Source organism: Eisenibacter elegans DSM 3317 (genome assembly GCF_000430505.1).
In the GTDB taxonomy this organism is placed as follows: Bacteria; Bacteroidota; Bacteroidia; order Cytophagales; family Microscillaceae; genus Eisenibacter; species Eisenibacter elegans.
The window spans coordinates 567963-590303 of sequence record NZ_AUMD01000011.1 but is presented as its reverse complement, the minus strand read 5'-3'; the positions used below and the strand labels follow the sequence as shown (position 1 = coordinate 590303).

The window sequence follows — 22341 nt, the reverse complement described above, 5'->3', positions numbered from 1 at the left end:
CATAATCAGTGTATTAACTTATAACAAGCGCCATATATTAGTCCTGCATTTTCCCAAAAATGCCACAAAACCCTAAAAACTACGTATTTTTGCCTAAAAGTCTAGCCTAACAATTTGCGCTAGCCCAGTAGTCTGGATATTTTCAACACAAAACACTATTCCTTAGCCCAAAACCAAATAGCCCACACACTACATCACCGGCAACCCGCCTGACATCGTATGCTTGTGTGTGCATCTTGGGGGCTAAACCCAAAGACCTACATCACCAAAAACCGAGAACAATGGCCATTTTAGGAACACTGCTCAAACAAGGCATCAAGCTGCGCCGCAGCATCGAACAAGACAATAAACCGCCCTTATCCCTTCAAGCCCGCCAACTGTATCAACTGCTCAGTGCCGCACGTGGTACTGCTTTTGGTAAATATTATGACTTTGACGCTATCCTCGATATGTATCCGCAAGGGGTGCAAGCCTTTATGCAAGCCTATCAAGAGCGTGTGCCTTTGTTCAACTATGACAGCATCTATGAGCAATGGTGGCATAGAGCTCACAAAAATGCAGAACCTAATGTGGCTTGGAAAGGCCGGGTGAAGTATTTTGCGCTCAGCTCAGGTACGTCTGGCTCTCCTAGCAAACATATTCCCGTTACACAGCAGATGCTCAAGGCTATCCACCGTGCCAGCATTCGGCAGATTCTCTCTCTGTCGAACTTCAAAGAAGTCCCTAGTAAGATGTATAGCAAAGGATTACTGGCATTAGGTGGCAGCACACACCTCAACCGTCGAGGGACTTTCTTTGAGGGCGACCTCAGTGGCATCACTGCCAGTAATATTCCTTTTTGGTTTCAGCATTTTTACAAACCCGGCAGGCGTATTGCCAAAAATACCGACTGGGACGCAAAGCTGGAAGAGATTGTCCGAAAAGCCGAAAAATGGGATATTGCCTTTATGGCTGGTGTGCCAGCTTGGATTCAGATTATGATGGAGAAAATCATTGAGCATTACAAACTCAATAATATTCACGAATTGTGGCCCAACCTTACCGCCTATGCCTTTGGTGGCGTATCCTTTGACCCCTACCGCAAAGGCTTCGAGAAGCTGCTCGGCAAGCCCATCATCTATATCGAGACATATTTAGCCTCCGAAGGTTTTATCGCCTTCCAGACACACCCCAACCAACACCTGCGGCTAATCCTCAACAATGGGATTTTCTTTGAATTTGTACCCTTCAACGAGGATAACTTCGATGCAGATGGTGAGCTATTGCCACAGGCCAAAGCCCTGACAATAGATCAAGTAGAAGAAGAGACACACTATGCGCTCTTGCTTTCTACTTGTGCAGGCGCTTGGCGCTATCTCATTGGAGATGTAATCCAGTTTGTAAACAAAGAACGCAGTGAAATCATCATCACTGGGCGTACAAAACATTTCCTGAGCCTCTGTGGCGAACACCTATCGGTCGATAATATGAACAAGGCCATAGAGCTAGTGAGCGAAGAGCTGAACCTCGCTATCAAGGAGTTTACGGTAGCCGGTGTGCCCCACGATACCCTATTTGCGCACCAGTGGTATATTGGCTCTGACGAAAACATAGATGAAACCCAGCTCCGAGACCGCATAGACGCACACCTACAACACCTCAACGATGACTACAAAGTAGAGCGCAGCGCAGCCCTCAAAGAGATTTGTGTGAAAGTATTGCCCACAGCGCTGTTTTACAAATGGCTGGAAACTCAAGGCAAGGTAGGCGGGCAACACAAGTTCCCCCGAGTCCTCAAAAAAGCCCAATATCAAGCGTGGCTTAGCTTTTTGGAGACACAGGGGATTCCCTTGCCCAAGGCAAGTTTCTAGCACAGTCAAGTTACCTCAAAGCTCCCAATGGTATTAACTCAAGTCGGTCGCCGGTATACAAAAACCCATTGGGGGCTCCTAAAACAGCTATCTGCTATAACACACATACATAAAACAGCAAAAACAACCGAAAAACTTGTCCAAACCTCAAAAAGACTTGTAAATTTGCTCGCTCACAAAATCAAATCAACCTCAGTTTTGATTTAGATGACTCTCAGCAGTATCACAAATAGTACTCAAGATTAGATATTGAAGGTTTGGGAAATACAGTTGTCAGCTGTACACATTCCCAGTAGTTTTATTCATCAGATATGGTATATCCCATCTTACAAGGCATTGCCTACGGAGTTGTTATGGCCTTTATGATTGGTCCCGTATTCTTCACCCTCTTGCGTACCAGCATCGACCGAGGCATCCGCTCCGGCGTGATGCTGGCCGCCGGTATCTCTATCAGCGAAGCCTTTATTATTGCAGTATGCTATGCAGGCATTGCTATTTTGGATAATAACCTCAACTTCCAGTCGGTAATGGGCGTATTGGGTGGATTATTGATGATGAGCTTTGGGATTGCGATTGTACTCAAATCGCGCCGCCCCGAGGCACTTATCCACAAACCTGAGCCTAGCACTCGCGAAACCCGCAACCACTATATCCGCTGTGTGGCTGAGGGTTTTTTGCTCAATGTGCTCAACCCCTTTGTGTACATCTTTTGGATAGGCATTGTAGGTGCTACTGTCATCAAGACCAATTATGACATCAGTCAGACGGCAGTGCTCTTTGGCTTTACAGTCTTGACAGTCTTCCTGACCGATGTGGGGAAAGTCTACATCTCACACCACATCAGCCAGTACTTGACAGGCCGCACTCTTTCGCTCATCGACCGGTTTGTGGGGCTTGCCTTGATGAGCTTTGGGCTATATTTGTTTTATTTTGGTGTTTTTGGAGAAACAGTATACCAAACCGTTACTCGATGGGGCACACTCTTGGTTTAGCGCAACTGTTTATCGCGCTCTTTTTCGTATGCTTGCATCTCGTGTTCTTTGATTTGGAGCTTGTCTAGCGCCTCTCGATAGGTATTCATCTCCCCCAAGTAGCCATCTACATCATCAGCAGTATCTACTTTGATGAGCTTTAGCAGCCAATAAAGCGCTTCCATCCGTTGATCCTTCGTACACACCAACAAGGCATTGTATACCTGTTGTGTGAGCCGGTCATAATCCCGGGCTTTGGCCTGCTCTATCACAAAGCGATAATCCAAGGGCGAGAGTACGTGGACTTCGCTCGTTAGTTCGATAATCAGTTGTTTTTCATCTTCTTGGAACACGCCGTCAGCCCTAGCGCCCAAAAGTACCAATCCTAAGATAGCTTGTTCGTAGTTGAATGTGTTTGATTCCATCACGGTGTGATAAATAAGTTTTGCAAAGTTGAAAAGATACAAATATACACGATTGGCGCGACAATACGCCGCCTGATTGTATGATGTATTGGGGGCTGCGGTATAGTACTAAACAAAAAAGCGCCTCCCGGACGACAGCCCTGTACAACTACACTTGCGCATAATTGCCAAAACTACCACGAGAGACGCTATTTTCATTGATGTCAAATACTATACCAAAGTGCTGGTTGTAATCCTATACTTTAGGAAAAAAATCCTGCAATGATGACCCCTACTCCAATCACGGCAGACGCTATTGCGCCTATGAGTTGCCATTGGGCGCTGCCTTCTGCTGATTTGACGATTTCTTCCTCCGACTTGGTCGAGACAATATAGTTGACCTTTTTGTCAGCAGGTTTTACAATCGCCAACCCACCGCGGCGGTCTGAGGCTTCGCCTAAGACATAGAGATTAGCCCCTATAGGGATGACCTCTTCGCGGTAACGATAGCCAAGGGTACGAGAACCGGAGATGGCACTGCCCAAGACTCCACCAACAGAAGGGGCTTCGTTTCGAAACTCATTCAGGGTTTGGCGGGGGTGCAGCTCTGCCCCTTCGAGGTCTAGGCGGATAACCTGCCCACTACCATCCTCTACATATGCATCTTGGGCATATTGAGAATTAGTAGACATGGTGTCGCTACGGCGCTCTTTTTTGCGGGTAACGTTACCTTCGTTGTCTCGGCTTTCAACCGTTACTTCGTATTCACGGATGATTTCGGCCTTATAATACAAGACCTCTTGGCCGGTATGTTCTGCGCGCACAGGATTGTTGGCTTTCCCCACTCCCTTCAGCTCTACCACATCGCTAAAGTGCCCTTCGCCTACGCTGTCTTTGATACTATTATAGTTATCGACTACGTCGGCTATCTTGGATGTTTCATAATATTTGACATTCAAGACTTTGTTGAGGGCACTTTTGCGCAGGTATACCAACAATCCGCTCAGGCCGAACAATAAAAATCCGATGAGTAGATTGACACCCATATCAAGCCTTATTCGGCGCTTAGCGCACCTTCCTTGATTACTTCGTCATACTCATCTGCTGTTTTGGCGACCATCTGTACGGCGGCCTGAAACTCATTGAGGTCGATATTGGCACCGGCCAATGAGTAAGAGAATACAGCTTGTTTCTCAAAGTTCATCCCAAAAGCACCGAAGGGGATATTGGCGTTGAAATGGAGCAGCGTGCCCGCTTCTTGTGCGCTCAGTTCTTTGCCTTCGGCAATGTAGGCGTATACCTTCACCAACACATCTTCGCTATGCCAAGGCAAGACCTCGATATTGACGGTGATGCTACCAAAAGAAAACGAGTAGAGATCATCAACGGCGATGATTTCATAGTCGTGGAAGAGTTCGTTGGTATAAGCTTCGATTTTTTTTCGGGTGGCGGCAATCAAGGCTTCGTTAACACCTGATTTAAGTACTTGGAATTTAGGCATGGGAATGTGGTTCAGTTTGGGGTGAAAAAATCATTTTATACAAAAGCATCATAACAATTATTGACCTTGGTTGAGCTTGGCGCGTAGCTTTGCCAGCTCATCGTCTACTTGAGAGCTTTGGGCAAGTTGCTTGAACTCATCATTGAGGGAGGCAGAGCCATCGCTGGCCAGTTCGGTAAAGGCTTGTGCTTCGGCTTCAGCTTTGAGGATTTTTTCTTCAAACTTATCAAACTTAGAGAAGTTGCTGCTCGCATCGAAGCTGCCGACTTCTTTGGCTAGTTTTTTCTGTGTTTTGGCCATTTGGCTGCGGGCAATGAGGGTGCTTTCCTTCATCTTGGCTTCGTTTAGTTTGGCCTTGAGATTGTCGACCATTTCGCGCAGTTTGCGTGTTTCGGAGGCGGCATGGTCAAACATTTGCTTGTATTGTGCGGCCTGTCCGTCGTGTTGTGCTTTTTGCGACAAGGCTTGGCGGGCTAGGTCTTCTTTGCCTGCATTGAGTGCGGCTGCGGCTTTACTTTCCCACTCTTGGGCAGCCTGAGCGTGCTTATTATACTCGCGCTCCATCTTTTTCTCCTGTGCCATGGCCGTCGCGAGGCTAGAGGTTGCTTTAGACAAACCTTCCTGCATTTCAATGATCATTTGCTTGATCATTTTTTCAGGATCTTCCATTTTGTCTAGCGCGTCATTGACATTTGATTTAAAGATGTCTGAAATTCTTCCGAAGATTCCCATGGTCGTGATGAGTTTAGTGGTTCTAAAATTAAGATTGATTTTCGTAGGTAAAATACGAATTTCGAGTCATTCTACAAATCTTTGGTTTGAATTTATTTGTTGGGGTGCGCGAAAACTCGTGTTTATACTGAGTAACCTTACGTTTGTACCTGTTTTTTGTTGCTTTTTGTGGCGGCATTTCTTGCTTTGAGTTGATGAGCAGCGAGTTTGAGTTGATGACAAGTGGGGCTTGTCTCACCAACAACATCAGGAATTAGCTGATAGTATAGCCTTGGGGAACAAGCTAAAGTCTATGACACTAGCCCATACCGAAGCCAAAATAGCATAAATCTCGGCAGTCTTTTCTGTTTTTATAGCTAAGCGGCACACTTTGTGCACGCTTTTTGTTTATAAGTTACACAAGTACAAAACACTGTATACGAAATCCACACTGTTGACTTATATGCAAATCTCCGAACGCCGCAAACTCGAAATCGAGTCTCTCAAAAAACTTATCATCGAAACAGCACTCGACATCGCTATCCAAGATAATTGGGAAGAAGTATCTATGCGCAAAATCGCCGAAGTAATCGACTACAGCCCGCGTATGCTTTACAATTATTTTAAGAACAAAGAAGACATCCTCGAAAACGTATCCAAGCGGGGCTTTTTCAAGCTTCGCCTGATGGTAAGCAAGCGTTTGCTCAACACCCGCAAGCCTCTGGCAGCCTTGGTAGCCGCTGCCGAAACCTACTGGGAGTTTGCTGCCGACAACCCAGAGCTGTATGAGTTGATGTATCTGATGGCTACGCCTATCGACAAAGAAGAAGATGAACGCATCTTAGAAGCTGTCTCCGAGGCGCTGCTCAAGATTCAGCCTAACCTCCAAGCAAGCGATTATCGGCGCTATTATGAGTCTTTTTTGGCCATCGTACACGGGCACATTTCTTTAGTTTTGCAGGAAAAGTTACATCTTTCAGCAGAAACTGTATATGAGCAAATGCGCCAGCAAGTCAAACTATTTACACAGTACTTACAAAGCCAAAGCTTGTTGGCTGCCTAAAAATCAAAATTGTACGTTTTCGGCAAGGTTGTTGCCAATATTGGGATAATACCATTACACCAAAAATGATGATTGTCTACCAAATATCCCCAACACAATGAGAGCATCACCTATTTCTCCACTTTTGGCCTCTGTAGTCGTTGCTATTTGCCTACAGCTTAGCGTTCAAAATATATGGGCACAGGACATTCAAACCTATCAATGGCCGGCAGCTCGGTTGGCGTTCCAAGCGCCTATGGGCTGGCAAATCAAGGCCCAAGACAACGAACAGTTTTATCTGGGCGGTACTCAAATGAGTTTGTTAGTACGCAAAAGCATGCAAGATTATTACGGCGCAGCTGAGGCGCTCTGGAAAACCCTCGAAGGACAGCAAAAAATAGATAAAGTAGAGGAACGCAATATCAAGGTAGCAGATCGACACGTACTGTTGATTGGTGGCCTGACGGCGCAAGGCGCTGCCACAGACTGGACTTTTATCGTAATGGGAGTAGAGAATGAACTCGCCGGCGGGAGCTTGGTGTTCTTATGGACTGTCAAGGACTCCCGAGAGCCTAGCGACGAGCTCAAAGAGATGTTGGCCATCTTGTTGCGTAGCATCACCTTAGGCTAATCGTTACCGGGCCGCCCTAGACTCAGATCAACCCAAACACAGCGCCCAAAAGTATGTTCAGGGTGTTACAAGAAGCCCGCCTATTTGAACACGCTTTTGGGTGCTATCCTATTGACCTTCTTATTTCATCTAGACACACACATATGTCTTCTCTATTGACGCGCTTAGGCGCTTTTTATTTGTTAGTTTGTCTGATGTCTACATCATTTCAAGCACAAGAAGCAACCTCGACGATACCAGCCAACGATGTGTTTTGGCAAAACCTCACTCAGCTTTGTGGCAGAGCTTATGAAGGACAGGTAGTAGCCGCGCCTGAACAAGATACGACCTTCAAAAACAAAAAGCTTTATATCCATTTTATCCGCTGTACCGAAGACGAAATCCGCATCCCCTTGACAGTAGGAGATGACCACTCCCGTACTTGGGTGCTGACACGGCGCGGCGACGGACGGATACAACTCAAACACGACCACCGACACAAAGACGGTACACCTGACCGCCTGACACAGTACGGAGGGACAGCCAACAATGTAGGGCTGCCAACACAGCAGGTGTTCCCTGCCGATCAAGAGACCGCTGACCTACTCCCTAGGGTGGCCAATAATGTCTGGTGGATGGAGTTGATAGCAGACAATACCTTTAGCTATGGTCTACAACGAATGGGCAGTAACACGCGCTTTTGTCTTCAATTTGACCTAAGCAAAGAAGTCGAAGCCCCGCTCCCACCTTGGGGTTATGATACTTGGGGTAATCAAGACAACCTATACCAAGATTACACCACTGGATATTTTTGACTTTCGTCCACGCCACTGGACATTTTTCAAATCCCACAGTTAAAACTGTGGGTTAAGTCTCATTGTACCCCAAAATGAGGCCTCAGTTTGTCTCGGAGCCGGAACTCCGAGCTACTTTTTCAAAAATGTCCAGTGAGGTAACTTTGTCGTTGTTGTGCTCATGTTGCCCCCTTATTATGGAAACATATTTAACCACAAAGTATGCGCAAAGAAGCGCCAATATGGGGATCTTTGTGAACCTGTCGCAAGTTCTTGTGTGGTGAAGCAGCTTGTTGAATCAAAGTCAAATTAGAAAATATTCAGGGGTGTGTACCAAGATTTATACCCAGATTCTCAAGATTTGATTCTCAAGGATTCTCGGCGCAGACATTTTCCCAACCAATTTGGGTTGGGTATAAGTGATTTTGAAGCTATTGTTGCTTACTGCGCACCCTCTGCTCTCAAACAAGTTGAAGCCCAAAGTATAAAAATACAAACAAAGAACCGCAAAGTAGAGGGGGCGCTTGCTTCACAGCCTTTGTTTGAACTTTCCTGCCTGTGTTACTTGCGCAAATACACTTGGTATCGGTAAGTAAGTTCCTTTTTTTCTCCAGCTTTGAGTTTTACTTTCCACCGGATTTGGTGTTGGTCGTTGAGACTTGAGCTACGACTAGGAACAGCCGTAGTTTCCCAGTCATAGTCGGAGCGTAAGGGCGTGCCCGTAAGTGAGCGGTTGATGTCGAGGGTGAGGCTTTTTTGTTGGAAGTTAGCAATCTCTATCTTGGCCTCTACCGTGATGAGGTCATAATAAATCTTATCCTTGGTTCTTTTGTCTTCTTCTTTGGCTACTTCGCGTTCAGTGCTTTTGACAATGATATTGGGCGACATAGTGAGTTTTATTTTGCTTTCCATCCCAACAGCCGTATAGCTCAGTTTGTCTTGGCTAATGGGCTTGTCTATGCCTTCTACTTCTTTGGTAATCATCACAGTGCCTGTAGTCCAAGGGAGCTTGGTTTGATTGCTGAGGCGAATAGCGTGCCACACTTGGTGTATATCGTCACGCTTGGTATCATAGTCTCTGATGCTGTAGCTGGGGTTGGTCGGGATAGTGGTTTCGTAAATATCCTCGTAGCCCATTCGTTGGTTTAGGATTTCGACAAAGGCGCGTTCTCCTTTTTTGAGTGTGAGGCGATTAGCATTATAAAAAAACAAATCTTCGGCTTCTATCCCATCTAGCTCGCTAGGGTCAAACACATTGCTCATATAGGCGCTTTCGTCGACTACATTGACCATCGACTGAGACATAATATCGGCACGCGCCATAGAGCGGTCTGTATAGAGGTTGCTACGCCCGTTGAGGGTTTGGATAAAGCTTTGCAGGCTTTGGTTGCTGACCAAAGGCGATTCCAGATAGGTATAGGCAAAATTGGGAACCCCTACCACAAAATTCACCTGAGCGTCTTCGAGGTCTTCGGCATCATTGATGAGTGTTGCTCTGAGACTTAGTTGAGCCTGATTGTTGGGCAATAGCCGAATAGCATAACTGGGAACCCAGCTGATGCCGTGTTCCATATACATCATCGTCAGAGCCTGTTGTGCGCGAGGCTGTTGGAATTGGAGGTGTAAGATGCGTTGTTTTTGTGTGGTACGAAAATCGAGCGAGGGCGCTTCGAGTAAGTCGAGCAGTTGAATTTGGCTGGGGTGAAAGCTAAGCCACTGCCCTGTCTGAGTCTTGAACACTACTAGCTGCTCTTGTAGCTGTGTGGCTACCCCATCATACACCACACCGCTTTGTAACGTTATCCGAACCCGTTTTTGGAGGTTGGCTTGGAGCAGTTGGGTCAGGTTGGTAGCTTTGTTGGGCGCACTCAACACTTCGGCCTCAGAGGAACGTACGGCGGTGATGCTGTTGTCGGGGGCATACAACCATAAAGAACCAAAAGTGGCTTTGGGTAGTGTTTCGAGAACATAACTGCCTTGTGGTGCGGCAACTTGTTGCTTTTTGACCACAAAGGCGGTTCCGTTTTTGAAGGCCGCCACTTGGGTTTGAGCTTGTAAGCACGAACAAACACAGCTGCCAAAAATGCCCAACAGGACTGCGCCTAAGCGAAGGTGTTTGAGTGATAACATAAGTGTAAGATTAGGGTTGGGAAATATCGATATTGCTAGGGTATACCTACTAGCCCTGGTCCTTGTTACAAGGTAAGCGTATTTTCTTTTGGTAATTTAGCGCAAAAAATGCTCATAATTGGCGAAACCAAGCTCCGGAATCACTACTTGGGCGAGCGCCTGACGCGCTGCCGGTGTCCACAGACTGCGTAGGTAATCCAGTTGCGCATCTGGTGTGCCAATGCCTCTACGCGTATGGGTGTCGATATAATAGTATAAATAGCTGCCTTCTAGCGACACACGATGCCCTTGTTGTTGGAGTGTTTGGACGATGCGTTTGCGCAGCTCAAAATAATCTGCAAGACTGTGTGCGTAGAGTTTGTCGAGCAAGGTAAAAGCTACTTTGAAATGTTGGTTAGCGATGATGGCCTCGTACACTTCTGGAGCATTTTGTTGAGCATACTGTAGATACCAAGCCATAAACAAGCGAAACTCTTCGTAGGCATAGATTTCACTGCTGATATGGCCTAGATAGTATTCTACCCAAGGTCTTGCATCGTTGTAGCCATAGTGTTGCTCCATCCACCGAAAAAGCTCTAAATGTGCTTTTGTACCGTGGTAGTAGGCCGAGAACTCCTCCAGCAAGCCATAGATGCCGTGTATTTGCGCGTCTTGTTTGTTGGCGGTACCAACATAGTTGGCATAGCGGAAAATTTGCGCCTGTGTTTCAGCTTTGACGAAGCTATTGAGTTTGAGCGAGGGGAAAACGGCTGTTTGTTTACGGGGGATGCGGATGCCTTGGGTAATGAAATAACCTTGCTCCGGCCTGTTGTGTAGGCGGGTAAAATTGTAACTATGGCAGGCTTCGTGTACAAGTGTAGAAAAAACCGTCAACAACTCGGCAGTAGTTTGGGCTTGTGCAGCATATTTCATATATACTTCCGGCTCCGATTGTGCTGCGAAAATTTCGGCAGCATCAGAGCAATATTGGCTTGCCCATAGGTCTACGAGTGTTTGTTTCTGCGTAGGGCTGAGCTGTTGGGCTAGTAACAAATCAGGGCTGAGCGCTAATTCAAAACACCAGAAGCCCAAAACCAATGCCATCAGGCGGTTTATTGAGAATATATATTTGAGCATATACTCACGAATATACTCCATGAAAATGGGTTTGGGAAATTGATGGGCTAAAAAATCCTTGAGAATCAAATCTTCTGAATCTTGGTCAGAGACTATCCAAAAACTAATCTCTTTCTACCAACGTTACCGCAACTACTTGCTAAAAAAAACCAGAGAAGCGATGTTGAATAGTTCAGGAGTGAAGCACAACCTCCGTAGACCGTATATGTATCCATACGAAAACCTAGGGGGCTATGCCATACCACAATCTCATCACTTACCCGCCTCTGACAAATAACCAACGGACTCCTCTGTACAAACCTTTGAAGACATAGCCTAGTACACCGGGTTTTACCTTTTGGTCATACTGTACATAAATTTCGGAATAAGACACCTGATTGTCCATTCGTTGTAGGCGGCCTTTGAAGGTTTCGATTTCTGTATTGACACGCTCTAGTTCTTTTTCTACCTTCAAGATTTCCTCCACCGTTTGGGCTTGTTCGAGCAGCTCTAGGTAGCGTTTGCGTGCTTGGATGAGGTTTTCGAGGCGTATTTCGGCATCGTTATATGCGTCGGTTACGTCTTGTGCAACAATTCGCTTTTCTTTGACCTTGCCCAAGGCACTCATCGCTTCTACGGCTTCGTTGAGACGGGCAGCGGGCACTTTAATGGTAGCATTGCGTTCGCTGATGCGCACGATATAGCCCTCATATTGTGCCGTAATGGCCTTGATGCGTTCTGGAATTGTGGCAGCTTCTTTTACTTTGACCTCGATAGAGGCCGTGTAAATCATTTTCTGATTGAATACTTCCGGCGTAGCCAATGCGTTCTCGCTCAGGTGGGCTGCGCTGCTTGGGTAGCTGTCAGCGCGGTAATAACTACTGCTGCCACTGACACTGCTAGGGCCGCTACACATCAATAAGATATTTGAAAAAATAACAAGGGGCAAGCTTGCGAAGAGTTTCATGTGGTGTACTGGGGTTTGGTGTATGTATATATACTCCGACGCTGCCAAAACGTTACGGTAATAACTATTTTTATGACAAGATTCACAAGATTTGATTCTCAAGGATTCTCAGCACACACATTTTCCAAACTAATTTGGGTTGGATATAACAACTCCCCTACATATCGAGGAGTGGGACAGCCCCATATATCACAAACAAAAACACAAAATAAGCCCTATCTTTGGCGCAAATACTCCTGTTGGAGCAAACCTTATGCAAACAAACATTCATTCATACTTCTGGCTGACGATTTTTTGTTTTGGCTTATTTTTTTGGACAAATGCAATTGGGTATGCCCAAGAAGCCGCAGTTGTTCGGCCTTTTCGGATTGTACTTCAGAAAAAAGCCAGCGGTGAGGTAGAGGTTTGGGCTTATAATCGCAACTACATTGCTTACCAATGTCAGATAGACGAGTACCGCCCCACCGCCGACTACCAAACACCGCAGCTTTTACCTGCTTACTGGATTATTCCCCCTCAGACAGACTCGCTCTTGTTGGTATTGCACCCTGCCAAGGCCGATCCAGGCCGAGCAGTGGTCAGTTACAGCTCTTTTATGGGCAACCCAAAGGCTGTCCATATCGATACGACACGCTATTGGTTGCCTTTCGCACACGGCAAGGCACGATTGCTTTCGCAGGGTTATAATGGTGCTTTTTCGCACAAAAAACAATATGCGTTGGACTTCAAGCTACGCGCCGGCACACCACTCTATGCTGCTCGCGGTGGCGTAGTGGTCGATACCAAACACGATTCAGACAGCGGTGGGAAAGGCGCAGAGTTTAGCGACAAAGCCAATTACATCCGCATTGTGCACACTGACGGCAGCCTTGCCTCCTACCTACACCTGAAGAAGGACGGTGTGCTGGTCTCCATAGGCGACAGTGTTGTGGCCGGGCAGCTTATCGGTTTTAGTGGCAGCACCGGGTGGTCTACCGCACCACATCTCCACTTTGAAGTACGCCAGCCCGTATATATGGGGCGCAAAAGTATCCCAACCTATTTTATCAACAAACGTTGGAAAAACAAGCGCTTGCGATGGCTTTGTATCTACCAAGCCTATCACCCAGATAAGGATACGCGCCGCCCTGAAAGGATTCAGCGTTTACAGCAAAAACGATATACCACACGATTCAAACCTCATAAATCGATTCGATGAAGTGTAGGGCTTTGAGAAAATTGAGTGCCATATGGCTGCTCGCCTTTGCCCTTGGCTGGCATTGTGGCCTACAGGCGCAACAGCTCCAATGGGGTGCACAAGCAGGGGTAGTGCTACAGTGGGGTACACACGAGCAGCAGTTAGGACTGCAAGGGAGCGTTTTTTGGCTGTCGCAGGGTTGGCAAGTCAAGTTAGGCACACGCCTGCTGTGGGGCAATAAGTACCTAGGGCCTCCACTGCAAGGGCTGGAGGCGCAGTGCTTTGCCGGACTACTCAAAGCTTGGGGTGATACGCTCTTACAAGCGCCGGTAGCCAATACTGAATGGCTTCCACCCGACAACCACAGCCAACTGGCTTATGCGCTAGGCTATACATGGATGTATTATGCCGATCAGCGGCAAACCTCGCAGGCCACAGGATGGATTTTTGCCCAATACCGGCAGTGGCAGCTCTTCACCGAAAACGACATCTTGGGAGCGCCCGGCCAAGACCGTTTCCGAACGGCAAGCCTCGACTTGCGTATGCGCCTCGACCCTATCACGGCCTTGGGTGTACAGATGCGCCTCTGGACAGGCGAAACCTCAGGGCTACCCATCCTTAGCCACCCATCCGGGAAGGGAAGAGGCTACAAAGACCTCTCCCAAAACCTACACGGGCGCTACTCCCACGGAATCGTAGCCGCCTACTTGGCGCAGCAAGTGCCTCCCGGAATGCATGCCCGTGTGGCCTTGGGGCTGGATACCGAAGGAATAAGGCATTTTTTTCAGAACCGCCTTATCCACGATTTGGCCTTTTTGCCCTATGGGCGGCGTTTGTCCAATAATCCGCACTTGCCCAAGCTCGATACCGAAGGCCTCCCTTACCTCGACCTCGAAGGCCAAGAGGTGCGAAAGCCTAGGCTGTTTTTGGGAGGTGAGGGCAGCTGGAGTTGGGTGAAATAGTATACAACTGCCATCAGAAAGGCAATACGCAATGGTGAAGTTGAGGCTGTGTTACACTCACAGTGCGCCAAACTGCGACAGGTGGTGCGAGAAATGCTTGACATGAAACCTGAGCAGGTCTTGATAGCTCATGTTTCCGGCATAGAAGTGGAAATATTCTACTGTGGGGTTGGCCTCACATTTTGCCATCATTTCAGACACAGCTTGTTGCAAGTCTTGCTTGGCGGCGGTAATGTCAGGGTGGATGAGCGCCGGCTTTCCATCTTTAAAAAGCGGGTTGGGCATGTTTTTCATCATAGGGGTGTCGCTATAAAAAAACTGCTGCTTAAAGCGCTGTTGCTCTTCTTTGGGTTCCCGAGCGGGATCCCAAGTTTTGAGGGTAGACTTTCGGGTAGCATCCGCAAGGTGCTCTATCATTTCTTGAGCGATAAAGCTTCCCCACTGGGGCTGTGTGTCTGCGTGGATGTTGTCAAGTGCTTCGGCCAAGGTTTCGGTCAGAAACTGCTTGTCTAGCACTATTTGCTCGGGGCTTTGGAGGTGGGTACTCATGGGATTTGTATTTAGGGTAAACGTTTGATTTACTGTGTGGCGGCTATCGATGTGTCTTGTTGACTTGGGCTAGCGCTTGTCGCATCCAATGTTCGGTCGTTTGCCAAAGGGTGGGCTCAAATTTTTTTCTAAAAAACCCGAAGTGCCCGATACTTTTAGCATCAAGCTCCTTGGGGTGTAGGTATCGGCGTTGTACGATGTCTTGGGGGAGGTATTTGAGCAAGCCTTCTACGGCTTCTTGCGGGGCATAGTCATCGTCTTCAAAGCTCCAAACCAGTGTTGGCGCTTGGAATTGAGCATATTGTTGTCGGGCTTCGGGCAAGAAAGCGAATAAATACTCTGGGTGTTTGATCCATTTTGCCCACTCTAAGGCTACCCCCTTGGGTACATCTTGCCCCAAGCCAAACCGAGCCGGAACATAGCCCCACAGGGCGACATTGATGGGTAATATCAAGTGTGAGAGCGTCCACATCAGTCGTCTGCCCTTGCCTTTCCAAGTTTGCCAGGCTCCTGTTTGTGAGGCCACCATCACGCCCAAGTCGATATGTTGGCTTTGTGGTAAAAGTGGGACGATTTGCCCACCAAAACTATGGCCGATTACGACTTTGGCATAGTCGGGGTGGGTTTGGAGTATGTGCTGCAACATCGCGGCATAGTCCTGAAATATCCAGTCACTCATCGTAGTGGTGGCGTTATGTATGCGATCGGGCTTGTTCTTGCCAAAGCCGCTGTAGGCATAAGTATACACCCAATAGCCTTGTGCTGCCAAGTATGCTGCAAAGTCTGTGTAGTAGCTTTCTTTGACTGCATTGGCAGGATTAAGGAGTACTACTGTCTCATTAGGGTTTTGAGGGGAGTAGGCAGTCCCGTGTAGCAGTCTGCCATCTTGGGTGCGGAGTTTGAGTTCGGTTGTGTTTGTCATTATATGCTAGGTTAGTTTTCAAGTTATCAAGGTTAGTGCTTCGAAGTAGTTTTTCCTCACTTCGGCCATCTACATTCCGATATACTCTGGGAAATACTTCGTATGCAAACGATTGACACACGCTGTGTGACGCTCAGGGCGAAATGTGCTTATAATCATCAAGGCAAGAGCGATATTTATTGAATGTTCATTAAAATTTATTCAACAGAAAACTATCCCAAAAGCCTTTCGGAGCGTTTGAGGGCGTTGAGCAGGTACTTTTTGTCTTGATAAAGTTTGGTCAACATAATCCCCCCTTCAATATCCTGCACGGTAGCTTCGGCCAATTCTCTTGCCTTATCGGGTTGGTATTGGCTTTGGTAAATGAGCTGATATGCGGCTATCCACTCCTCAAAAAAAGCCTTCAGCGTATCGAGATATACAGGTGCGGCGAGGGCAGTCTCCAAGGTGGTATTGGCCATAATACAGCCTCCTTCTGTATTGAGGTAAAGCTTTTCCATAAACTTGGTTACCTTAGCAAGCTTCTCTTGGGGGGTGAGTTCGGGGTTTTGGGCCAATAAGCGTAGCCTCTTGACACTCATCTCAAACACATACTCTAAGACGGCCTGCATCAAGGCCTCTTTGTTCTCAAAATAGTAGTAAAACAGCGAAGCCTTTACCTCACAGGCCTTTGCCAAATCGGCAATGCTGGTGTGATGGTAGCCTTGCTGATTGAATGTCAGGGCCGCTTTTTGTATCAGGCTTTCTTTGGTGGTGATTTTGGCAGTGTCCATAAGTCAAATGTATTGAATGATCATTAAAAATCCAAGATAATCGCTACAGGACTTTCGCCAAGGGCATGACGAAGCACTGGAAAAAGCTGTAGAATATCTACAACATCAGTTAAACACTGAGCAGTAATCATTCAAAAAAAACCTTGTAAGCGCGGGTAATCCCTCTTCGTCTTACAAGGTCTTCGTTTGGAGGACTGCCCTCAACCACCAATATCCCACTGATTAGCGTTTAGCAGCTGCTTTTTGCTTGCGCTTGCGAGCTGCGGCGGTTTTGCACTCGTCGGAGCAATACCGCGCACTCGCGCTGTGTTTGGTGGCTTTTTTACCACAGTGCTTACACTTGATGGTGTAGGTGCGGGTATCCGCATCGGTAGCACTATCCGTATGAGGGCTGCGGGTGTTGGCGCTTACTCCTTTGTTGTTGAAAGATTGTTGCTCGGGCTTTACCTGAAAACCAATAGGCTGAGCATATTCGTTTTTGGGATACCCCAAGGTACTCTGTCCGGGCAAGGCTGCCGGCAGGACTTGGGGGTTGTGGGGTAATCCCTCCGGAGGACTTACCACGCGGCTAAGCATCTGTAAGATAGCCTGCAAATCGACTGGTGGGGTGTTGTGAGCGTTTGTTGGCTGCCATTGCGTGCCAGTGTCTGTACCAGCGGGCGGGGTTTGACTTTCGAGGTATACGCGAAAATCGTAATAGGCCAAATAGGCAATACAAAGCAAGGCCATCAGTTCAAACAAGGCACTCACGCCAAAGCCAGCTACGGCATACTGTTTGGCTTTTTGTTGGACAGCACCGGTTTGGCTCAGGGTAGCATCGCTGAGGCGGTCGAGTTTGCGGTCGCGCTCTTGTTGAAGACGCTCTATCTGCGAACTATAAAACTGTAGCTTACGCTCTTCGGAGGGTGGCGTAGTCAGAAAGCGTTTGGCCTTAATTTGTTGCTGTACTTCTGTCTCGACTTGCTGCATCTTTTGTTTGTACTCTTGGATTTGTAGGGTATAGCCGGCTTCTATCTGTTTGAGGGTTTGGTCAGACTGCTGTGTGATGCTGGCCGTGCTGTCCATCATAGCGAGAGTAAGGCGGTAACAACCTACCGTAGAACTACCCGCACTGATGCCAAAGAGCAGTAGTGAAAGCAACAAGGTAGCCAAGGGAAAGGCACCGCGTTTGAACTTCTCCGAAAATAGCTCGCTCCAAAGCAGGCGCTTGCCCGACTCCAACAAGACTAGCAGCACCAAGGCCACCACGGCGGCCAACCACTCGGCATAGGCAAACTTGGGCAGCAGGAACGAAATCAGCTCATAGATGGCAAATGTAGCCAACAAGGCTCCGAAACACTGCATACAGACACCGGCCAAGGCTGCCAAGCGGCGTTTGAGGCGGTAACTTTCTTGGTAACTTTTATCGCGGAAGCGCTCATAGGCCTCGGCACTGTCGGTATTTAGTACATACTGTTGGTAGAGCTTGTCGGACGCTGCCGGAAACAACTGCTTGCGTGACCAGCGAAAGGGTGAGCTACTCGGGGTGGTAACAGTTTCTTTGGGGGGTGATGTGTTTGACTTTTTCATGACCTCACAGGGGTTGGGTGTTGGGGGTGGGCAATACAATCTGCGGATGCCAATGTTGCACACTGAAACGCACCCCTTTGCTTACCAGGTGCGTAATAAAGGGCAACAGGTGCGCCTTTTCGGCAAATAGCAAGCGGACGTGCCGGGAGTTGTCAAACAGGCGGTACTTGTCGCGCTCTAGGAAGTAGAGCGCATCCGTGATGTGGCGCAAAGTGCGTGCACGGAGCACAGGTTGCGAAGGCGGAACGATGCTTACTTCTATCATACCCAAAAGGCCTTACGGCTTTTTTAATTATCTTTGCAAAGATAGGAAACGGGTTGGTAAAATCAAACAAAGTGGTAACACTTTGTAGACCACCTTTTGGAAATTGGCTAAAAAAGCATTGTTTAGCCCTATTATTGTTTTAAAAATTGTTACCACCTGTAGCGTATGGAAAACCCCGAAAACCTCCCCGAGTTTGAAGCCATTGCCAATACCATCTTGCTCATCAGGGGCAAAAAAGTGATGTTGGATGCCGATTTGGCCAAAGTATACCAAGTAACAACCAAGCAGCTCAACCAAGCCGTAAAGCGTAATATTGAGCGTTTTCCGCCAGATTTTATGTTTCGCCTGACCAAGGAGGAGAAAGAAAAGGTGGTAACAGAATGTGACCACCTGAATAACCTTAAGTTTTCACCCTACGAACCCAATGCCTTTACCGAACATGGGGCACTGATGTTGGCCAGCATCCTCAATACTCCCGCCGCTATCCATGCCTGTGTGCAAGTAGTCCGTACTTTTGTGCGGATGCGCGAAATTGTAGACAACCACGCCATCGGCTTCGAAAACCATATCGCAGAGCGCCTCGCACACCTAGAGCACAAAAGCGAAACACAGTTTCAGAGTATCTTACAGGCCATCCAACAATTGCGTACCGGGGGCAGCCTGCCCGAAGCCCCTTCAGAAGACCTTGAAGACTTTGAGGAGCCGTCAGCGCCAACTCCTGAGGAGTAAACCCACTGCGTGTACAGGCGCTTGCGCTAGGTGTAGTGCAAGCGTGAGCACTTTTCTATCAACATTCCATCCCTTTGGGATGCGTAGCAATTAATCTGACACAGAAAAAAGCATCGTCATTCACTTGGGGTTTGAGATGGTATCTAAGCTGCGTACGGACGTGTAGCACTAATAAACTGAAAAGCCCCTGACTTTTCCTGCCTATGCAGAACAGACACCCAATTAACTAAACCGACCATCACATAAGCCAAGCACCCGCTGTTTTTTCAAAAACAGGCAAAGTCATATACTTTGCTTTCATTGCTTAGCTTTGAAGCCCTCCTTCGGAAGACTTAATGCAGCGGGTGGCATTGCTAAACTATTAGCAGCTGAACAAACACAGGGTTTTCTAAAGCACAATAATATCTCAGAAGAATACATACAGGATGTCTTAAAACGATTTAGAGACCCAACACACTTTTCCTGAGTCTCCAATATGGTCTAATATACACCTTTTAGTGCAACCTAATAAGCCGTGTGCGCACGTGTAAGACAAGCCGTTGACTTGCATAACTACGCACAGGGGCCTTATTTGATTGGCGATGTTACTTCTTCCTCCCAATGTCTTGATTTACTTTGATATAGCCTGGGTATTTAACCATTTTTCCAGCTATCAAAAATGCTGGTTTTACCTTGGCTGTAAAGCGGGTGTTGGCCTTCCCTTGCCCGAATAGGTTGAGGATAAGATTGATAAGCGAACGACCAGTTTCTTTTTTGAAAATTTTGTTGGCTTCAATCGTGATATAAATCGGCATGATGGCGTTGCCTTTGGCCGGTACTTCTATCCTGCGGTCGGTAGTGCCTTGGGTGAGCTCGTTATCGTCAAGTAGGAGTATCCAATCGAGTTGGTTGAGGGCGGCCATCTTATCGTTGGGGTTTTCGACCTGAATATTGAATGTAAAGTTGAGTGGCAACTCCCCCTTGCTCAGCTGGAGCAGCAGCCGCCCTGCGTCGATAATGCTGATGTCACTGATGTCGCGAATACCTTGGATATTGACCCCTCCGAGGGTCATCTCGCTCATAGAATGAAAACTAAACTCACACTCGGCGAAACGTTTGCCTTGAGAAATGGCGCGGCAGCCATCAAGCATAGGCAGTAGACATCCAAGCGCCAAAACCAGCAGTAGGAGCTTCCGCTGCCCTGTAGTAGGTCGATAAAATTGTTGCATAAAATGGGTTTATTGTGGGGTTCGGGTATAGGTCTGGCTTTCGGTCTTGTCAAACAAATCACGTAAAACCAAACGTTTGGGGTTTAGGTCTTCAATACGGCTGATGTGCAAGAGTTGTTGGCCTTGATGGCTATAAATCAACAAAGAGTCGCTCCGTAGCTCATAGCGATAACGGAATATAGTGTCGATGTGGTTGCCTATGACTAGCTCATCACCCCCGAAGTAAAGAGTGTTGTAGCGCTCCCATCGGTTGAGGTGCCACTCTCCAGCCAACTCTAGCGCATCATACTGGTTGCTGAGTGGCTTGGTATCACAGGCCAACAACAAAATACAAAAGCACCAAATATTTTTGAATAAACGCATTATGATTGACGATTTGGGATTTGGGATTGACGATTTGGGATTGACGATTCCAAATCGTAACTCTACAGTCGTAAATCTACAATTGTAATTCGTCAATCTGAAATCATAACTCGTCCTTCCTTCATACTTTTTCGTATATTTGGGTAGCGTATACCTGAAAAACTACTGTACCTAAATTTTTTGCTTCCATGGCCGATAACACATCCCTTACGCCCACCCTGATTCCGGTAGCCCAAAAAGTCAGCACACATCTGCGTAGTAAAGGTGGCGTAATGACCCTTCCCGATGCTTCTGCACTGACTGGTATTTCATTGGAAGAGGCCAAAACTGTGATGACCCACTTGATGAGTCGTTATGATTGCAGGCTCAAGCTCACCGAAAACGGCGACCTTATTTATGACTTTGGCAGCAGCCTCCACCCTCGTGGGCAACGCACTTGGGGCGAGTGGTGGCATGCCGTACAACAGTGGCTTTGGAAGGCTTTTATGATCATCTTCAAGCTCTGGATTACGATTACCTTAGTGGTATATTTCGTCATCTTTTTGGTCATCCTGATAGCCATCATTTTTGCGGCGATGAGCGGCTCAGACAATGACTCTAGCTCTAGTTCCTCCTCTTCTTCATCTAGCTCTGGCGGTGGGCTTTTCAATTTTGTGGGAGATATTTTCTTCGCTATTTTCCGCTGGAATACCTACAACGCCGCCCACTCTTATCACTACGAAACTGACAGCCGGGGCTATCGTTATCGTAGCTATGACCCACCCCCCTCTACCTTGGCCAAGGTGAGTAAGCGCAAAGATGCGGATAAGAGTAAGAACTTTGTGGCCTCGGTTTATGATTTCGTCTTTGGCCCTCCACGCTATGAGCCACATCCTTTGGCCAATCAACAAGAGGTAGCCGCTTATTTGCGCAAAAACCAAGGTATTGTCGTTACTACAGAGTTGATGGGGTTAGCGGGTTGGACTTTGGCCGAGGCAGAAAAGTTTATGGCGGAGTGTGTCGTGCGCTTTGGGGGCGATGTCAGTATCAGCACCAATGGGGTACTCTATGGTGATTTTTATGAACTTATTCGCAGCAAAAACCAAGAGGGCGATGCACCTATCGAGTGGTATTGGGATGAATATGAGGCCGAATACAAGCTTACTGGCAACAGTTTTTGGCGCAATGTGGGGGTTGGGTTTATGAATATGTTCAACCTAGCCTTCTCCTCAGCGATTATGTTGTTTGCTATCAGCGATCCAATGATTGCCGAGGATCCCGATGGCATCTACATTATAGCCCTGTTGGGAGGTATTCCTTGGGTCTTCTCACTCTTGTTTTTCGCTGTTCCTATTTTGCGCTATTTCTGGTTGATTCCCAAACGCCGCCGCCGCCATCAAAACAATATCCGCAAGCGCTTGATGAAGGTGATTTATCACAATTACCAAGCACCCATTGCCCTCACCCACCTACTGGAGGCTGTCAATGCCCAAAATAAACAAGAAGAGCGCCTTTCGCAGGCCATCGTCCAGCGGATGATGCAGCAGCTAGTATCAGACCTTGGGGGCGATATCCGCCTCGACGAACAAGGGCAACAAGTCTACTACTTTGAGCGGCTGCGCGATGAGCTAGATGAGGCCAAAAAACTGCGCCAAGCCCGGGATAATAACCGCTCCCTAGGGCAGGTGATTGTAGAAGTATAATAACACTAGCCCCCTTTTGTGCGTAAAACCCTACAAACACTTTTTATTTATTCACCCAAATACTCTA

23 protein-coding genes are annotated in these 22341 nt (G+C 47.4%); 9 read left to right on the top strand and 14 right to left on the bottom strand.

From position 1 onward, the window contains the following. Positions 1-281: 281 nt before the first annotated feature. Both G499_RS0103275 and G499_RS18515 read left to right on the top strand, forming a co-directional pair. Positions 282-1850: a GH3 family acyl-acid amido synthetase gene (locus G499_RS0103275; protein ID WP_026998766.1), complete on the top strand. Its 1569-nt coding sequence runs from the start codon at positions 282-284 to the stop codon at positions 1848-1850. A 311-nt stretch (positions 1851-2161) separates the two neighbouring features. Then, positions 2162-2842, top strand: coding sequence for a LysE family translocator (locus G499_RS18515; RefSeq protein WP_051295863.1), 681 nt, complete (start codon positions 2162-2164; stop codon positions 2840-2842). On the opposite strand, the gene G499_RS0103265 is transcribed toward G499_RS18515, so the two are convergent. The 4 genes from G499_RS0103265 to G499_RS0103250 form a co-directional block, all read right to left on the bottom strand. Continuing rightward, the gene (locus G499_RS0103265) at positions 2839-3246 is read right to left on the bottom strand and encodes a hypothetical protein (RefSeq protein WP_026998765.1); all 408 of its coding nucleotides are present in this window, start codon (positions 3244-3246) and stop codon (positions 2839-2841) included. The two genes, G499_RS18515 and G499_RS0103265, sit on opposite strands and share 4 nt — an antisense overlap. Positions 3247-3488: 242 nt before the next feature. Then, a complete protein-coding gene (locus G499_RS0103260) occupies positions 3489-4271 on the bottom strand; it encodes an E3 ubiquitin ligase family protein (RefSeq protein WP_026998764.1) in 783 nt (260 codons plus the stop codon). 8 nt (positions 4272-4279) lie between these two features. Next, on the bottom strand, positions 4280-4726 hold the full coding sequence (locus G499_RS0103255) for a T3SS (YopN, CesT) and YbjN peptide-binding chaperone 1 (RefSeq protein ID WP_026998763.1): 447 nt from the start codon (positions 4724-4726) through the stop codon (positions 4280-4282). A 57-nt stretch (positions 4727-4783) separates the two neighbouring features. Beyond that, a complete protein-coding gene (locus tag G499_RS0103250; RefSeq protein ID WP_026998762.1) occupies positions 4784-5458 on the bottom strand; it encodes a PspA/IM30 family protein in 675 nt (224 codons plus the stop codon). A 442-nt stretch (positions 5459-5900) separates the two neighbouring features. Between G499_RS0103250 and G499_RS0103245 the strand changes: the two genes are divergently transcribed. From G499_RS0103245 to G499_RS18510, 3 genes are all read left to right on the top strand, one after another. Next, a complete protein-coding gene (locus G499_RS0103245) occupies positions 5901-6500 on the top strand; it encodes a TetR/AcrR family transcriptional regulator (protein ID WP_026998761.1) in 600 nt (199 codons plus the stop codon). A gap of 97 nt (positions 6501-6597) precedes the next feature. Continuing rightward, positions 6598-7110 (top strand): hypothetical protein, encoded by a 513-nt coding sequence (locus G499_RS0103240; RefSeq protein ID WP_026998760.1) that lies wholly within the window; start codon positions 6598-6600, stop codon positions 7108-7110. 194 nt (positions 7111-7304) lie between these two features. Next, a complete protein-coding gene (locus G499_RS18510; protein ID WP_154658301.1) occupies positions 7305-7904 on the top strand; it encodes a hypothetical protein in 600 nt (199 codons plus the stop codon). Between the two features lie 540 nt (positions 7905-8444). Here the strand turns inward: G499_RS18510 and G499_RS0103230 are convergent. From G499_RS0103230 to G499_RS0103220, 3 genes are all read right to left on the bottom strand, one after another. After that, positions 8445-10013 carry a DUF4139 domain-containing protein gene (locus tag G499_RS0103230; protein ID WP_026998759.1) on the bottom strand — a complete coding sequence of 523 codons (1569 nt, stop codon included), beginning with the start codon at positions 10011-10013 and terminating at the stop codon, positions 8445-8447. Positions 10014-10109: 96 nt separating this feature from the next. Next, positions 10110-11150, bottom strand: a complete 1041-nt coding sequence (locus tag G499_RS0103225; RefSeq protein ID WP_026998758.1) for a hypothetical protein — start codon at positions 11148-11150, stop codon at positions 10110-10112. Between the two features lie 235 nt (positions 11151-11385). Beyond that, positions 11386-12075 carry a DUF4349 domain-containing protein gene (locus G499_RS0103220; protein WP_026998757.1) on the bottom strand — a complete coding sequence of 230 codons (690 nt, stop codon included), beginning with the start codon at positions 12073-12075 and terminating at the stop codon, positions 11386-11388. A gap of 253 nt (positions 12076-12328) precedes the next feature. On the opposite strand from G499_RS0103220, the gene G499_RS22370 reads away from it, so the two are divergent. Beyond that, entirely contained in the window at positions 12329-13273 is a 945-nt protein-coding gene (locus tag G499_RS22370; protein ID WP_154658294.1) for a M23 family metallopeptidase, read from the top strand. A gap of 20 nt (positions 13274-13293) precedes the next feature. Further along, a complete protein-coding gene (locus tag G499_RS0103210; RefSeq protein WP_161627683.1) occupies positions 13294-14214 on the top strand; it encodes a polymorphic toxin type 23 domain-containing protein in 921 nt (306 codons plus the stop codon). A gap of 57 nt (positions 14215-14271) precedes the next feature. On the opposite strand, the gene G499_RS0103205 is transcribed toward G499_RS0103210, so the two are convergent. From G499_RS0103205 to G499_RS0103185, 5 genes are all read right to left on the bottom strand, one after another. Beyond that, entirely contained in the window at positions 14272-14763 is a 492-nt protein-coding gene (locus tag G499_RS0103205; RefSeq protein WP_026998755.1) for a hypothetical protein, read from the bottom strand. A 43-nt stretch (positions 14764-14806) separates the two neighbouring features. Continuing rightward, a complete protein-coding gene (locus G499_RS0103200; RefSeq protein WP_026998754.1) occupies positions 14807-15685 on the bottom strand; it encodes an alpha/beta hydrolase family protein in 879 nt (292 codons plus the stop codon). A gap of 212 nt (positions 15686-15897) precedes the next feature. Then, positions 15898-16458, bottom strand: a complete 561-nt coding sequence (locus G499_RS0103195) for a TetR/AcrR family transcriptional regulator (protein WP_026998753.1) — start codon at positions 16456-16458, stop codon at positions 15898-15900. A 222-nt stretch (positions 16459-16680) separates the two neighbouring features. Continuing rightward, the gene (locus G499_RS0103190; RefSeq protein ID WP_026998752.1) at positions 16681-18027 is read right to left on the bottom strand and encodes a zinc finger MYND domain-containing protein; all 1347 of its coding nucleotides are present in this window, start codon (positions 18025-18027) and stop codon (positions 16681-16683) included. A gap of 4 nt (positions 18028-18031) precedes the next feature. Continuing rightward, positions 18032-18292, bottom strand: a complete 261-nt coding sequence (locus G499_RS0103185; RefSeq protein WP_026998751.1) for a hypothetical protein — start codon at positions 18290-18292, stop codon at positions 18032-18034. A gap of 165 nt (positions 18293-18457) precedes the next feature. Between G499_RS0103185 and G499_RS0103180 the strand changes: the two genes are divergently transcribed. Beyond that, entirely contained in the window at positions 18458-19021 is a 564-nt protein-coding gene (locus G499_RS0103180) for an ORF6N domain-containing protein (protein ID WP_026998750.1), read from the top strand. Between the two features lie 584 nt (positions 19022-19605). Here G499_RS0103180 and G499_RS0103175 read toward each other — a convergent pair. Then, on the bottom strand, positions 19606-20229 hold the full coding sequence (locus G499_RS0103175) for an LEA/WHy family protein (protein ID WP_026998749.1): 624 nt from the start codon (positions 20227-20229) through the stop codon (positions 19606-19608). Between the two features lie 9 nt (positions 20230-20238). Beyond that, a complete protein-coding gene (locus tag G499_RS0103170) occupies positions 20239-20592 on the bottom strand; it encodes a hypothetical protein (protein WP_026998748.1) in 354 nt (117 codons plus the stop codon). 188 nt (positions 20593-20780) lie between these two features. Between G499_RS0103170 and G499_RS18500 the strand changes: the two genes are divergently transcribed. Next, entirely contained in the window at positions 20781-22274 is a 1494-nt protein-coding gene (locus G499_RS18500) for a hypothetical protein (protein ID WP_051295861.1), read from the top strand. Positions 22275-22341: the final 67 nt, after the last annotated feature.

Coding starts and splice junctions, on each gene's coding strand:
- G499_RS0103275 (WP_026998766.1), top strand. CDS start 282: ATGGCCATTTTAGGAACACTGCTCAAACAAGGCATCAAGCTGCGCCGC.
- G499_RS18515 (WP_051295863.1), top strand. CDS start 2,162: ATGGTATATCCCATCTTACAAGGCATTGCCTACGGAGTTGTTATGGCC.
- G499_RS0103265 (WP_026998765.1), bottom strand. CDS start 3,246: ATGGAATCAAACACATTCAACTACGAACAAGCTATCTTAGGATTGGTA.
- G499_RS0103260 (WP_026998764.1), bottom strand. CDS start 4,271: ATGGGTGTCAATCTACTCATCGGATTTTTATTGTTCGGCCTGAGCGGA.
- G499_RS0103255 (WP_026998763.1), bottom strand. CDS start 4,726: ATGCCTAAATTCCAAGTACTTAAATCAGGTGTTAACGAAGCCTTGATT.
- G499_RS0103250 (WP_026998762.1), bottom strand. CDS start 5,458: ATGGGAATCTTCGGAAGAATTTCAGACATCTTTAAATCAAATGTCAAT.
- G499_RS0103245 (WP_026998761.1), top strand. CDS start 5,901: ATGCAAATCTCCGAACGCCGCAAACTCGAAATCGAGTCTCTCAAAAAA.
- G499_RS0103240 (WP_026998760.1), top strand. CDS start 6,598: ATGAGAGCATCACCTATTTCTCCACTTTTGGCCTCTGTAGTCGTTGCT.
- G499_RS18510 (WP_154658301.1), top strand. CDS start 7,305: ATGTCTACATCATTTCAAGCACAAGAAGCAACCTCGACGATACCAGCC.
- G499_RS0103230 (WP_026998759.1), bottom strand. CDS start 10,013: ATGTTATCACTCAAACACCTTCGCTTAGGCGCAGTCCTGTTGGGCATT.
- G499_RS0103225 (WP_026998758.1), bottom strand. CDS start 11,150: ATGGAGTATATTCGTGAGTATATGCTCAAATATATATTCTCAATAAAC.
- G499_RS0103220 (WP_026998757.1), bottom strand. CDS start 12,075: ATGAAACTCTTCGCAAGCTTGCCCCTTGTTATTTTTTCAAATATCTTA.
- G499_RS22370 (WP_154658294.1), top strand. CDS start 12,329: ATGCAAACAAACATTCATTCATACTTCTGGCTGACGATTTTTTGTTTT.
- G499_RS0103205 (WP_026998755.1), bottom strand. CDS start 14,763: ATGAGTACCCACCTCCAAAGCCCCGAGCAAATAGTGCTAGACAAGCAG.
- G499_RS0103200 (WP_026998754.1), bottom strand. CDS start 15,685: ATGACAAACACAACCGAACTCAAACTCCGCACCCAAGATGGCAGACTG.
- G499_RS0103195 (WP_026998753.1), bottom strand. CDS start 16,458: ATGGACACTGCCAAAATCACCACCAAAGAAAGCCTGATACAAAAAGCG.
- G499_RS0103190 (WP_026998752.1), bottom strand. CDS start 18,027: ATGAAAAAGTCAAACACATCACCCCCCAAAGAAACTGTTACCACCCCG.
- G499_RS0103185 (WP_026998751.1), bottom strand. CDS start 18,292: ATGATAGAAGTAAGCATCGTTCCGCCTTCGCAACCTGTGCTCCGTGCA.
- G499_RS0103180 (WP_026998750.1), top strand. CDS start 18,458: ATGGAAAACCCCGAAAACCTCCCCGAGTTTGAAGCCATTGCCAATACC.
- G499_RS0103175 (WP_026998749.1), bottom strand. CDS start 20,229: ATGCAACAATTTTATCGACCTACTACAGGGCAGCGGAAGCTCCTACTG.
- G499_RS0103170 (WP_026998748.1), bottom strand. CDS start 20,592: ATGCGTTTATTCAAAAATATTTGGTGCTTTTGTATTTTGTTGTTGGCC.
- G499_RS18500 (WP_051295861.1), top strand. CDS start 20,781: ATGGCCGATAACACATCCCTTACGCCCACCCTGATTCCGGTAGCCCAA.